This is a genomic window from Amycolatopsis sp. 195334CR, from assembly GCF_017309385.1.
Classification (GTDB): domain Bacteria; phylum Actinomycetota; class Actinomycetes; order Mycobacteriales; family Pseudonocardiaceae; genus Amycolatopsis.
On sequence record NZ_JAFJMJ010000002.1, the window covers coordinates 3,011,452 to 3,024,908 of the forward strand.

Annotated in this window: 9 protein-coding genes; all 9 read right to left on the bottom strand. The window is 71.8% G+C overall.

Going from position 1 to position 13,457, the window contains the following annotated elements; translation table 11 throughout:
• The 9 genes from JYK18_RS36775 to JYK18_RS36815 are packed head-to-tail and all read right to left on the bottom strand — an operon-like array spanning position 1 to position 13,402.
• Positions 1 to 681, bottom strand: coding sequence for a phosphatase PAP2 family protein (locus JYK18_RS36775; protein WP_206808011.1), 681 nt, complete (start codon positions 679 to 681; stop codon positions 1 to 3).
• Positions 678 to 1,853 (bottom strand): glycosyltransferase, encoded by a 1,176-nt coding sequence (locus JYK18_RS36780; RefSeq protein ID WP_206808012.1) that lies wholly within the window; start codon positions 1,851 to 1,853, stop codon positions 678 to 680. The genes JYK18_RS36775 and JYK18_RS36780 overlap by 4 nt, the downstream gene beginning before the upstream one ends.
• On the bottom strand, positions 1,850 to 3,046 hold the full coding sequence (locus JYK18_RS36785; RefSeq protein WP_206808013.1) for an O-antigen ligase domain-containing protein: 1,197 nt from the start codon (positions 3,044 to 3,046) through the stop codon (positions 1,850 to 1,852). The genes JYK18_RS36780 and JYK18_RS36785 overlap by 4 nt, the downstream gene beginning before the upstream one ends.
• A 1-nt stretch (position 3,047) precedes the next feature.
• Complete coding sequence (locus tag JYK18_RS36790) at positions 3,048 to 4,580, bottom strand: right-handed parallel beta-helix repeat-containing protein (protein ID WP_206808014.1); 1,533 nt, start codon at positions 4,578 to 4,580, stop codon at positions 3,048 to 3,050.
• Positions 4,577 to 6,517: an alginate lyase family protein gene (locus JYK18_RS36795; RefSeq protein WP_206808015.1), complete on the bottom strand. Its 1,941-nt coding sequence runs from the start codon at positions 6,515 to 6,517 to the stop codon at positions 4,577 to 4,579. The genes JYK18_RS36790 and JYK18_RS36795 overlap by 4 nt, the downstream gene beginning before the upstream one ends.
• On the bottom strand, positions 6,517 to 8,688 hold the full coding sequence (locus JYK18_RS36800; protein WP_206808016.1) for a bi-domain-containing oxidoreductase: 2,172 nt from the start codon (positions 8,686 to 8,688) through the stop codon (positions 6,517 to 6,519). Before JYK18_RS36800 ends, JYK18_RS36795 begins: the two co-directional genes overlap by 1 nt.
• 7 nt (positions 8,689 to 8,695) lie before the next feature.
• Positions 8,696 to 10,603 carry an asparagine synthase (glutamine-hydrolyzing) gene (gene asnB, locus JYK18_RS36805; RefSeq protein WP_206808017.1) on the bottom strand — a complete coding sequence of 636 codons (1,908 nt, stop codon included), beginning with the start codon at positions 10,601 to 10,603 and terminating at the stop codon, positions 8,696 to 8,698.
• A gap of 19 nt (positions 10,604 to 10,622) precedes the next feature.
• Entirely contained in the window at positions 10,623 to 12,092 is a 1,470-nt protein-coding gene (locus JYK18_RS36810; RefSeq protein ID WP_206808018.1) for a Wzz/FepE/Etk N-terminal domain-containing protein, read from the bottom strand.
• Positions 12,089 to 13,402, bottom strand: a complete 1,314-nt coding sequence (locus JYK18_RS36815) for an exopolysaccharide biosynthesis protein (protein WP_242582426.1) — start codon at positions 13,400 to 13,402, stop codon at positions 12,089 to 12,091. The genes JYK18_RS36810 and JYK18_RS36815 overlap by 4 nt, the downstream gene beginning before the upstream one ends.
• Positions 13,403 to 13,457: the final 55 nt, after the last annotated feature.

Below are 13,457 nucleotides of genomic sequence, written 5' to 3' on the forward strand. Positions count from 1 at the left end.
TCATCCGTGACCCGGCTCCCCCTCGCCCGCGGCGGCCCGCGAGGTGGAGTCGGCGCGGGTCACCCGGTCGATCGCCCAGCCCGCCACCGGGAGCACGGCCAGCGCGACCCCGAGCCCGGCGAGCACGTCGGTCGGGTAGTGCGCCCGCAACGCCACCTGCGACCACCCCATCGCCAGCGCCCCCAGGGCGACCAGCCCCAGCAGCACCCACGCCCCGGCACGCGGGCCGAGCCCGCGCACGTCGACCACCAGCAGCCCGGTCACCGCCGCGATGGTGACCAGGAACGCCGTGTGCCCGCTGGGGAACGACAGGAACTCGCCGTGGATCAACCGTCCGGTCAGCGGTTTCAGCCCGGTGGTCAGCGCGATCGTCACCGTGCAGGAAACCACCAGCAGTATCGCCGTGCGGGGGCGGCGGAACAGCAGGCACGCGAGGCCGAGCGCCGCGAAGACCACCACCGCGCCCACCGGCTCGCCGCTGAAGTCGATGACGATGGCCCATTGCCGGGTGAGCCCCTCCGCCCGGTCGATCATGGCGAACAGGGCCGCGTCCGGTCCGGTCGTGCCGGACGTCCCGGCATAACGCAGGCCGAGCACGAGCGCGACGAGGAAACCGAGTGCGCCCAGGACCGACAACGACGTCCTGGACTGCGGCGGGAGCGCGGGCGGACTGGTGCTCACTCGGCCGGTACTCCCATCGCAGCGCGGTACCCACCGACCAGCCGGTCCAGGCCGACCGCCGGGGTGAACCCCTTCTCGTAGGCCAGCCGGGCGGCCCGCCCCATCTCCTGGTTCCGCGCTCCGGTCGCTTCCCGCAACCGGTCCGCGAGCGACGCCGGATCCCCGGGCTCGTGCAGCAGGCCGGTGACGCCGTCCTCGACGAGTTCGCGGAACGCGCCGTGCGCGGCGGCGACCGTCGGCACTCCGGCGGCCATCGCCTCGACGATGACCAGGCCGAACGTCTCCAGCCAGGTCGAGGGGGCCACGACGGTGTTCGCGCGGGCGATCAGGTCGCGGCACTCCTCTTGGGACTGGAGACCCACGTACGACACGTCGTCGCGGCCGTGTGCCCAGCGGGCCACGTCGTCCTGCATCGGGCCGGTGCCCGCGATCACCAGCGGCAGGCCGATCCCGCCGAGCCGGTCCCACGCGGTCATCAGCAGCCCGGCGCCCTTCTCCGCGGTGATGCGGCCGAGGAACAGCACGTGCTCCCCCGCGCCCGTGCGCGTCCGGCCCGGGTCCTCCACGTAGTTGTGCTTCACCACGAGCCGGGATGCGGGCATCCCGGCGGCGACCAGGACCTCGCGTTGCGCGGCCGAGATGCAGAAGAACCGCGAGACCCCGGACCACCAGCGCTTCCGGTTGAGCACCAGGCTCGCCGCCATCGGCACGGTCGCGAGCGCCGAACCGCGGTAGCACCCGTGCCGCACCGCCGGGAGCGGTGCGCGCCCGGCGCAGTCGGTGCACACGTGCCCGTCGCGGTACAACGTGCCGGGCGCACAGATCTGCGTGTAGTTGTGCAGGGTCGCGACGGCCGGGACACCGGCGTCGGCGCACGCGGCCAGCACGGACGGCGAGAGCAGCGGGAACGTGTTGTGGATGTGCACCACGTCCGGCCGGTCCTCGCGCAGGCGCCGCGTGAGGTCCGCCCGCACCCCCCGGTTCCACGGCACGCGCAGCGGCACCGCGGCCTTGCGCGGCAGCGACATCCCGGAGATCTCGTCGCTGCGCCGTTCGAACAGGCCGACCTCGTGCCCGGCCCCGGCCAGCAGCGCGACCTCCTGGTCGACGACGTTGTTCTCCCCGCTCGGCTGTTCGGCCCGGTAGCGGTTGTGGACCACGAGGACCTTCACCCGGTCTCCTTCGGTTCGGCGGGCGGGCGGACCAGCAGCGACGCGGCCAGCGCCAGGTGCAGCAGGTACGGCGACGCGTCGCCGAAGCCCGCCTCGGTGAAGGAGGCGGACAGGCAGTAGGTGATCAGGAAGATCGCGCACGCACGGGCGAGCGAGGGTGGCCGCAGCACCGCGACCACCACCAGCACCAGCAGGAACGACGCGACGAGCACGATGCCGACGTAGCCCTGCTCGTGGTAGACCGCCAGCCAGCTGCTGTCGATCGGCAGCCCGTCGTAGGACTTGTCGGTCAGGCCGACGCCGAACAGGTACTCCAGCGTCGTGCGCGGCGCGGCCAGCAGCGCGTCCCACACCTTGGCGCGGCCGGTCAGGCTGGAGAAGTTCTCCTCGCTCTGCCCGCGCAGGAACCACGCCTGCACCAGCCCGCCCAGCACCACCGTGACCAGCAACCCGGTGACGACCAGGCCGGTGAACACCTTGCGGGCGCGGGCACTCGACATCCACTGCGACAGCAGCGCGACCACCGTCCCGGCCACCAGGCCGAGCGTGGCGGTGCGGGTGTGGGTCAGCAGCAGGATGCCGAGCGACGGGATGATGACCAGCAGCGCGGTCCGCCGGTCGAGCCGCCCGCCGAGCCACAGCAGGACGGTCAGGCCGATGACGATCGCCGCGTACTGGCCGACCTGCGGCGGGGTCAGCGGCCACAGCGCGCCGGTGAGCCGCCCGCCGTAGTCGAACGGCATCGCGTTGCCCGGGCTCAGCACCAGCCCGATCACCACCGTCACCAGCACCACGGTGTACGCGCGGATGTGGTGGCGGACCAGCTCGGTGCCACCGTCCCACCAGCGCGTCAGCAACCACAGCGTGGCGAGGAAGAGCGCGAAGCGGAAGCAGCGGAACAACGCGCCGAATCCGCCTTCGAGGTCCAGGCTCGCGACCGTGCTCGACACCAGGAGCACCGAGAGCAGCGCGAGGTACGCGCTGGGCCGGACGCGCAGCTTGCTGTTCAACGCGAGCGCGATCAGGAACGCGACCCCGAGGCAGCCCATGGTGATCAGCTGGCTGACCGACCTCGGCAGCGGGAGCACCGTCTTCGCCCCGGTCGAGCCCAGGGTGTTGATGATCAGCAGGGTCCAGGCGACGCCGACGGCCTTGGGCGGGCGGGCGACCGGCCGGGTCGCGGTGTCGAGCACGTCAGCCACCCCCGGCCCGGCTGAACTGGCTGCCCTCGTCCTGCCGGTAGGGCGCGCCCTGCCACTCGCCGAAGCCCAGCACGCGGCTCGGCTCGAAGGCCACGAAGGTCCACGGCCCGGCGTAGGTGTTGTGGTGGAAGCGGTTCTGCTGGGTGAAGGTGATCCCGTGCTGCACCACTTCACCCTGGTACGGCGACCACTCCGGGAAGGTGCCGAAGTTCGCCAGCATCGCCGTCCGCGCGCAGCCCTCCTCGCAGCCGGCGACCGCGGGATCGAGCACGAACCGGTTGTGGTGGACCTCCACGCGCTGGGTCTTCCACCGGCAGTCGGCGTTCAGCGGCCCGGCCGCGATACCGGGCTGCGCGCACTGGGCCGGTTCGGGCACCAGCCGCGTGCACGTGCCCGAAGAGGTGTTGGCCGGGCTGTTGCAGAACCGGTCGGAGTTCTCCCACAGGGTGATCCCGTTCCAGTTGTGCTCGAACGAGTTCCCGGCGATCTCCACCTTGTCCGTGCGCGCGGGGACCCTCGGCTCACCACCGGATTCGGACACGTAGAGCGAGGCCACCGGGAAGCTGTCGCCGCGGTCGACGTAGTCCCGGCCGTCCACCCGGTTGTTGTGCCGGAGGGTGTTGGTGCGGATGACGGCGTTGTAGCTGGTCTCGTACACCAGGGCGGCGCTGTCGTTGTTCTCGATGAGGTTGCCCTCGATGAGGAAGTCGTTGTTGTTCGTGTCGGCCCAGAGCCCGGTGCCGCGGTTGTCGTGGACCCAGTTTCCGCGGACGTCGGCGCCGTTGACCGACCAGAACTTGATCCCGCCGGTGCAGCCGCAGCCGTCGATCCGGCTCTCCCAGTCACCGGTGTTGTTGCCGGTGATCTCGTTGCCCTCGACGACGAGCCCGGTGATCGTGTTGCCCGCCGAGTACGCGTTCATCCCGTACTGGCCGTTGCGCCGCAGGCAGTTGCCGCGCACCTGCTGCCGTGCGCCCGCCATCAGCGCGGCGCCGTCGTTGTCCTGCACGGCGTTGTGCTCGATGATCCAGCCGTCGGCCGAATCGTGGTTGACCACGCCTTCGTCGTGCGGGGCCGCGAACCCCCGCACGACGAGGTACTGGATCTTGACGTCGGTGGCGTCGCCGGAGAAGGCGTACTGGTTGAGCTCGCGGCCGTCGAGCACGGCGCCCGGCCCGCCGACGTAGGTGTTGCCCGGCTTCGGGGTGACCTGGTCGTACCGGTCGTCGCCGAGCCGGTGCGTGCCGGGAGCCAGCCAGAACGTGGTGCCCGCCGGGCTGGACCGCGTCCGGGCGGCGAGGTCGCCCGGCACGGCCGGGTCGATCCTCACCGCCCCCGCCGGTGCTTCCGCCGGGCCCGCCGGGAGCTTGTCGCACACCTGCGCGACCGCGCCGGCCGGGGCCTGCGCGGGATCCGGTGCCCTACCCGCGTCGCCGTCCGGTTCGGCGGTGCAGGCCACGAGCAGCACGGAACCGGCCAGCGCTGCTCTCGCGGCCTGGCGGCGGTGACGCGGTCGGGTGGTCACGACGGTGGGTCCTCCCCCACGCGATCGAAGGTGAGCACGGTGGTCAGTGCGCTCTCGGCGGTCCCGGTGCCGAGCAGGGTCCACGTCGGTTCGCGGCGGCCGAACCCGGCCGAGTACCAGCCGAGCGGCGGGGTGAGATCGCCACGATGCGCCGACCACCTCAGCTGCGGCGGCAGTGCCACCGAGGCGCTGCGGGCCTGGCCGTCGACCGTCCAGGACAGCGTGGCGGTTTCGTCGGAAAGCTCGACCTGGACGGCTGGGCCGAAGTGGAACGCGAGCCGGGCGGGCCGCGCCTGGCCGGAGCGGACCTCGTCGACGATGTGCAGCTTCGAGCCCTCCAGTTCCACCGTGCGCCGGTGGATCGCCGGTGCGTAACCGTCGTGCTCCGCGCTCCACCGCGAGGGCGTGCCCACCGCGAGCACCCGGGTGGTGGCGTGCCTGGTCCAGAGGAACGGGCCGCCGGAGACGGACTGGTCGGTGCCGCCGAGTTCGAGGGTGTTGTGCGCGGCGGTGGACCGGAAGTACGTCCGCCACTTGGGTTCGCCGTGGTAGCAGTAGGTGCCCGGATCGGCCAGGATGTCGACGCCGTCGTGCCGGACCTCGACCGACAGCGCGTCGGCGTGGGCGTGGGCGGCGATGGACAGGAAGCCGTGCGGCCCGCCGTCGCAGCGACACCACAGGTCACCGTCCCGCAGGATGGTCATCCCGGCGTCGGGGAAGTCGTCGCGGCGGCGGACCGGGCGGACGGCGTCGACGTCGATGTCCCTGGCGAGCGCGGCGAGCAGCGGCGTCCGCACGTCGGGGGTGGCGACCTCGGGCCACCAGTCCAGCCGTCCGAAAAGGACCTCGCCGGTGTTGAGCAACGAAGCCCAGCGGCTGGTCTCAGCGCCATCGACGACCAGCCCGAACCCGTCGTCGGCGTCGCCCTGCCTCGGCGGCCGGAGCTTGCTGTCCACTATGGACGCCAGTGCGTCGGTCTTGCGGAGCAGCACCTGCCACGTCGACGCGGGAACCTCGACGCCGGCGGCCTCCGCCTCCAGCGCCCCGGCGAGGCCCAGCTCCAGCACCAGCCCGTGGTACTCGGTCGCCAGCTCCCGGTTGAGGCCCGAATCGAAGGTGTTGTGCCGCAGCATCCTGTCCAGCGAAGCCAGCGCCGACGCCCGCCACCCCGCCGATTCCGGGAACCAGCCGAACGCGCACGCGGCGGCGAGCTGCCCGGCGTCCTCGGCGATCACGTGGTTGTTCGCCGACGAACCCCGGCTCCCGAACGCGGCCAGCCAGCGCTGGTGGTGCCAGATCTGGTTCAGCGCCATCGGGTTGTCCTCGAACAGCAGGGGCACCCGCGCCCAGCCGTCGAGCAGCCGCCGGACCCACACCCAGGACAGCAGGCGGATCCCGAGCTCGATCCCGCTCACCCAGTGCACGCCGCGCATCGGCGGATTGGCCAGCCACCACGAATCCAGGTGCGCGGCGACGCGTTCGGCGTACCGGTCCTCGCCGGTCAGGGCGTACGCGGCGGCCAGCACGGTCAGGTGCTGGTGCCGCGACGGCTCCCAGATCTGCTTGATGTCGCCGACGGCCTCCTCGCTGCGGTACGGGATGTCGAAGGAGTACACATCGGACGGTGCCCGGCGCCCGGTCTTGGGGTCGTACGACCAGTCCGGCGCGACCAGGTCGTGGCGCTCGACGCCGAAGTACTCGGCGTGCCCGTCCATCAGCCGGTCCGCGGTCGCGAGCAGGGCCTTCACCGCGTCACCGGAAACGGAAGCGAGCGCGCTTTCCCCGAGCACCGGACCGAAGCGCCGGTCCGGCAGCCAGACCGCCCGCTCCCGCGCGACCGCGCGCCACCGGCGTTTGCGCACCACGTCGGTGACCCGACCGGCGATCTCGGCCGGGTCCATCCTGGACAGTCTGCGCAGGTACCAGCTCAGTTCCATCAGGCTTCCCCCGTGCCGATCCGCACCGGCGCGCCGGTCTCCAGGCTGCGGGTGACCGCGAAGGTGGCCAGCGTCGTCGAGACCAGCGACTCGACCGGCACCGGCATCGAGACCCCGGTCCGCAGCGCGGTGACGAACGCCTCCAGCTCGGCCGCCTGTCCCTTGTCCCGGCCCTGGGGCAGGCGCGAACTGACCCACTTCTTCCGGCCGAACACCGACGCCCGCGCGAAGTCGTCGAACTTCAGCACCTTGCCGTCGGCGGTGACGTCGATCGTCTCCTTGGGGAACGCCGGCGAGCCGCTGGTGGTGTACGCGATCGAGGCGGTCGAGCCGTCCGGGTAACGCAGCAGGATCTGCAGGTCCTGGTGGCCTGGTGTGGCGGTGGCGTACACCGAGACCGGGTCGGCCCCGAGCAGCCAGCTGACGGTGTCGACGAAGTGCCCGCCCTCACCGGCGAACCGCGAGCCCTCGCTGTCGGACTGGGTGTACCAGCTGTTCGCGTCCAGCCGTCCGGCGTTGACCAGGTAGCGCACCGACGCCGGGCCGATACGCGGGCCGAAGGTGCGCACCGCCTCGGTCAGCAACGGCGCGAACCGGCGGTTGAAGCCGACCTGCAGCCGGTTGTTGCCGGACTCCTCGATCGCGCCGAGCACGAGTGCGAGTTCCTTCTCCGACAGGGCCAGCGGCTTCTCGACGAACACGGCTTTCCCGGCCAGGAGCGCGCGCCGGGTCAGCTCGGCGTGGGAACTGTGCCGGGTGACGATGAAAACCGCGTCCACCGAGGGATCGTCGAGCACCGGGCCGAGGTCGGTGGAGGCGCGGGTGAAGCCGAACTTGCGTTTCGCGTTCGCCCCCGAGAGCGCGGAGGTGGTGACCACGTCCGAGAGGTCGACGCCGTCCATCCCGGCCAGGTGCGGCAGGAGCATCGACGACGCGTAGTTGCCCGCGCCGACGAACGCGACCTTCAATCCGCTCCGGGGAACCGCGCGGGCCGTCACCTGCTGCGGTACCGAAACCGACGCGACCTGCTCGAAGGTGTCGGCGGACCGCTGCTCGTACTCGAACAGCACGGCGACGGCCTTCAGCTCGCCCTCGTTCAGCTTCCGGTAGGTGTCCACGGCGTCGGAGAACGCCGCCACGTGCGAGATCAGCGGCTCGACGTCGAGCCGCCCGCGCCGCATCAGATCGACGACGCATTCGAGGTTGCGCCGCTCGGTCCAGCGGACCTGCCCGATCGGGTAGTCGCGGCCGTCGATCTCGTACTCCGGGTCGTAGCGGCCGGGGCCGTACGACCGGGAGAACCGGACGTCGAGTTCCTTTTCGTAGTAGGCGTTCCACGGCAGGTTCAGCGAGCACTTGCCGATGTCGACCACCCGGCCGCGGTCGCGGCTGAGCTTCGCGGCCAGCTCCACCGGCTCGTTCGTGCTGCCGCCCGCGGCGAGGTAGACCTGGTCGACGCCGTGGCCGCCGGTGATCTCCGCGACTGCGGCGTCGACCACTCCCGACCCGGGGTCGGCGCACCTGAGCGCGCCCAGCCGCTCGGCGAGTTCACACCGCGCGGGGTCGGGATCGACGCCGACCACCCGGACCCCGGTGGCGACGAGCAGCTGGACCACCAGCTGCCCGATCAGGCCGAGCCCGATCACCAGCGCGACGTCGCCGAGCTGGGGTTCGCCGCGCCGGACGCCCTGCATCGCGATGGAGCCGACCGTGCCGAACGCGGCGTGCCGCGGGTCGACCCCGCCGGGCACCCGCGTGTAGAGGTTCTTGGGCACCCAGTTCAGTTCCGAGTGCAGCGCGTGCTCGTTCCCGGCGCAGGCCACCAGATCCCCGACCGCCACGTCGTCGATGCCCGCGCCGACCTCTTCGACGACCCCGCACAGCGAGTAGCCCAGCGGGGTGTAGGAATCGAGCTTGTTCATCGCCTTGCGATAGGTGGCCGCCAGCCCGTTGGCGGCCACGCTCTGCACCACCTTCGCGACCTGGTCCGGGCGCGCCTTCGCCTTGCCCACCAGCGAAAGGCTCGCTTCGGACACCTTCATCATCTCGGTGCCGGTGGAGATCAGCGAATAGGCGGTGCGGACCAGCACACCACCCGGTTTGCCCGCCGGGACCGGGACGTCGAGGAGCGCCAGCTCCCCGCTCTTGTAGTTCTGCACTACCTGCTTCACGTCGCTCCTAAGCGCTCCGGGCCGAAACGGCACCGCGGTACCAGTACTCGAGGGTCAAGATGTGCCAGAGGTGCTTGCCCCGGTCCTGCTGCCCGGAGGCGTCCTCCTCGGCGAGCCGCCGCAGCGCGTCGCGGCGCAGGAAACCGGCCTTCACCAGTTCGCCTTCGTTGGTCACCTCACGCACCAGCGGCGCGAGGTCGCGGCTCATCCACGCCCGCAGCGGGGCGCTGAACAACCCCTTCGGCCGGTGCACGATCTCGGCCGGGAGGATCGACAGCGCGGCCTCCTTCAGCGCCATCTTCCCCTGCCGCTTCACGATCTTGCGGTCCCCCGGCAGCCGGAACGCCGCCCGCACCACCTCGACGTCGACGAACGGGGTCCGCACCTCGGTGGAGGCGGCCATGCTGGCGCGGTCGGTGTAGGCGAGGTTGAGCCCGGGCAGGAACAACCGCGAGTCGGCCAGGCACATGCGGTTGACGAAATCCGACAGCGTGTTGTCGTGGTAGGTGTCCGCGTGCTCGGTCAGCACTTCGTCGACCGCACCGGCGAGGTCCGGGTTCAGCAGACCGGCGATCTCGGCCCGGTCGTACATCGTGTAGCTGCGCCGGAACGCGGTTTCCTCGGGCAGTTCGGCGAAGGAGAGGAACCGCTTGGCGAACCGGACCGTCCGGAGCCCGCGCTTCGCCGTCGCCACCGGCAGTCTGTCCACAACGGACTCGATCGACCGGCGCACCGGGGCGGGCACCCGCTGGTACCGCACGGCGAGCTGGTTGGCCACGTGCTTGCGGTACCCGGCGAACAGCTCGTCGGCGCCCATGCCGGAGAGCATCACCTTGACCCCGGCCTCGCGGGCGGCGGTGCAGATCAGGTAGCTGTTGATCGCCGCCGGGTCACCGATCGGCTCATCCAGGTGGTAGGTCATCCGCGGCAGCAGGTCCAGCACCCGCGGCGCGATCTCGATCTCGTGCAGGTCGACCCCGAACCGGGCGGCCACCTTCTTCGCGTACGCCAGGTCGTCCGGCATCGCCTCGAACTTCGCGTCCTCGGCGCGGAAACCGATGGTGTACGCGGAGATCCCCGGCTGCTCGCGGGCGGCGAGCGCGGTCAGGTAGCTGGAGTCGAGCCCGCCGGAGAGAAAGGTCGCCACCGGCACGTCCGAGAGCAGGTGCTTGCGGGTGGAGTCCTCGATGACCGCGTTGAGGTCGAACACGCCGTCGTCGGCCGCACCTTCCTCGGCCACCTGGCGCAGCGACCAGAACGTGCCGCGGTCGCTCTCGCCGTTCGGGCGGAACCGCGCCCAGCTGCCCGGCGGCAGCTTCTCGGCCTCCCGGAACGCGCACCGGCTGTCCGGCACCCAGTAGTACAGCAGTGAGGCGACGAGCGCGGTGTCGTCGATGGTCAGCGACCCGCCGAGTTCGGTGGCCAGCGCCTTCAGCTCGGAGGCGAACACGACGCCCTGGCCGCGGTGCACCAGGAACAGCGGTTTGATGCCCAGCTGGTCGCGGACCAGCACCAGCTCGCCCGAGCGCTCGTCGAACACCCCGAAGGCGAACATGCCGCGCAACCTCGGCAGTCCGTCGATCCCCCACGCGCGCCACGCCTCCAGCAGGACCTCGGTGTCCGACGTCCCCCGGAACCGCACGCCGCCCGCTTCGAGTTCCGCGCGCAGTTCCGGCGCGTTGTACAGCTCCCCGTTGTAGGTCAGCGCCAGGCCGTTCTTGACCATCGGCTGCGCCCCGGTCTCCGAAAGGTCGATGATCGACAACCTGCGGTGTCCCAAGTGGACTTCACCGGCCCCGGCCCGGTGGTCGTAACGGCCTTCGCCGTCCGGGCCGCGGTGGGCGAGGGTCTTGGTGAGCCGATCGGTGAGCGGCCCCCCGTCGGGCCAGTGATAAGCGCCTGCGATGCCGCACATCTGCTTTCGCTCCCCATCTCTACCGGGCTCCGGCGTGGTCGTGGTCTTCGGGGCGCCGATACGGCATCGGCGGGCGGGTGCCGTTCAGGCCAGGCCCGGCCGGCCCGCGCCCGGCCCGGCCGCGCAGGGCGGTGTGCAGGCCGTCCCAGAGCGTGCCGTCGGTGTGGTCGCGGGGATCGGGATCCACCACGACCACCCCGATGATCGGGATCCGCCGGTCCGCGAGCTGCCGCGCGACGGTGTGCAGCCACTCGGTGCTCGCGTACCCGGCGCGGACGACGAGGATCGCCTCCGCACCGAGGAATTCGAGGTCGGTCCACGACGTCCCCGGCTCGATCGAACCGACGCCGACCCGGCGCCCGTCCGCCGGTGCGTCACCGCGGTCCAGCACCTCGACGGACCCGGCGAGCGCGCGGAGGTTCGCCCTGGGCAGGTCGTCGACGAGCGAGACGGGCCCGGATTCCGCGAGTTCACGGGCCAGGTCGGTGGCGAGCGCGGCGGTGACCCGCCGGGCGCCGAGATCGAGCAGCGACACCGAATCGCCGTTCTCCCGGACCGCCCTGGCCAGCGTGACCGCCACCCGCTGCCGCCGCCTGGCCGCCCGCGCCCGCAGGAGAACCCGGGGTGGCTTCGGCAACTGCGCGAGCACCGAGGCGCCGAGGTGTTCCGAGATCTCCCGCCGCAGCACCGGCCGGTCCCGCACCACGCTGGTCACGGCGGCGAGCGCCAGCCCGCCGAACAACCCGAGCGCGAACCCGATCCCGGCGTCGGTGGCCAGGGTCTTGAGCAGTGACCGCGGCAGGATCCTCGGCGCGTCCACGATCCCGGTGCCCGCGGCGACCTTGGGCGTGCCGATCCCCGCTTCCTGCGCACGGCCGTCGTAGTCGGAGATCTTCGAGGTCAGCTCCGCACGGCGCGCGTAGAGCCGTTCCAGCTGGGCCGGGTTGGCGTCGGCGCGCTTGGCTTCCTCGGCGACGATCTCCGATTCGATCGGCCCGAGTTCTTCCCGGGCCTTGTCCCGCTGGTCCAGCAGCGCCTTCTGTTCCGCGGCGGCGGCTTCCTGGTTGCGGGCGACGTACTCGGTGATGAAGGCGTCCGCGATCGCCTGTGCCCGGGCGATCGCTTCGTCGCCGGTCCCGCCCTTGACCGTCAGCTGCAGCACGTTGTTCGTCAGCCCCAGCCCCTCGTAGTCCTTGAGGAACTCCTCCGGCGCCTGCGGGCTGTTCAACCTCTGGAGCGCGTCCGCGGCGATCTTCGTGGTCTCCAGCACGGCGACGTCGGTGCGCATCAGCGTCCCGCTGTCGGTCGGCGAGTCGTCGGGGTGGATGACCAGGATCTTCGCCACGGCGGTCGGTGGAGCGGGCAGGAGCACCGCGACCAGGCCACCGGCGATCAACCCCAGCAACGCGGTGGCCAGCCAGAAGCGGCGGCGCCTGCGGACCGAGACGACCAGCCGCTGGAGGTCGATGAGCGGTTCGGCGCGGGTCACGGGGTGCCCGCCAGTGCTTCGGCCGGGGTTTCCGGGCGGGTGCGGGTCGGCCGGACCGGGCGGATCAGCGCGGCCCCCGCGACCGTGAGCCCGGCATCCGCGCAGGCTTCGGCGATCCCGACCAGCTCCCAGGCCGACCGCGAGCCGACGCTCACCACGACGAGCACCTCTTCGGCATCGGTGTCGCGGACGACGGGCCGGGTGGGGTTGACCGTCACCACGGTGGCGCGCGATCCGGCGAGCGCGGCGATCCGCTCGGCGGCCCGTTGCCCGGCGTGGTCCCCCTCGGCGGTGAGCATCAGCCGGCACCGCGGCGAAAGCCGGTCCACCAGCCGGTGGAAGTGGACGTGGTCGTCGATCTCGTCCGGGAAGACGTCGACGCGCGGCACGTTCCACGGCCGGTCGTCGTGCAGGAACTTCGCTCGCCGGGACGGTTCCGCGGCGGGTGGTTCGTCCACCACCTCGACGGTGGCCAGTACGGGCCCGCCGAGGGCCGCGGCGATCTCCTTCTCGTCGCGCAGCCGCCGATCGGTGCGGGCGGTGAACAGGTGCCCCAGCACACCGAGCAGGAAGAACAGCACCGCACCGCCGAGCACGAGTTGCGCCGGCGTCGGCGCGGCGGCCGAGGTAGGCAATTCGGCCGAACCCAGTACGACCATGTTGCCGAGCCCGCTCGCGGTGTCCGCCGCGTTCAGCGCGGACATCGCCTGCTCGATGGACGAGCGCAGCCCCTGCAATTCGGTGCGCAGCTGGAGGCTTTCCACCGTCGTCTGACCTTCGTCGGCCTTCGCGGAGAGTTCGCTGATCCGCTGGTTCGTCTGCGAAACCTGCTGGCGCAGCGTTTCGCGGCGTTCCTGCGCCAGTTGCACCGCGGCGTCACCGGACCCGGCGATGATCTGCGTGGAGTACTTCACGAACTCCTGCGCGAGCTGATCGGCCATCCGCTGCGCCTGGCCGGCGGTGTCGCCGGTGGCCTCGATGGTGATCACGTTGCCCTGCGCCACCGAGGTGGCCACCCGGTCCCGCAGTTCGGCACCGGTCCCGCCGAGCACCGCGGCGGTGCGGTCGAGCACGACCGAACTGGTCGCCACCTCGGCCTGGGTGAGCAGTTCGTCCGCCTCGCGCGGGCCCTGCAGCAGGACGCTGGCCGTGGTCCGGTAGCCAGGTGAGAGGAACAGCGACGAGCCGGCGCCGACGGTCGCGCCGAGCACGGCGAGGACGACCAGGGTCCGCCACCGCCCGCGCAGCACCTGCCCGACCGTGGCCAGGCGCACGGTGTCCTCTGTGCCGTACCCGCCGGTGTCCGTCAACGCCGGGTTCTCCCCTCAGTGCCCGGTACCGCCTTCGCTGGCGCACCACCAACCC

Bases quoted from the DNA above. Each gene is read 5' to 3' on its own strand.
- JYK18_RS36795 (WP_206808015.1), bottom strand. From the start codon at position 6,517: ATGGAACTGAGCTGGTACCTGCGCAGACTGTCCAGGATGGACCCGGCC.
- asnB (WP_206808017.1), bottom strand. From the start codon at position 10,603: ATGTGCGGCATCGCAGGCGCTTATCACTGGCCCGACGGGGGGCCGCTC.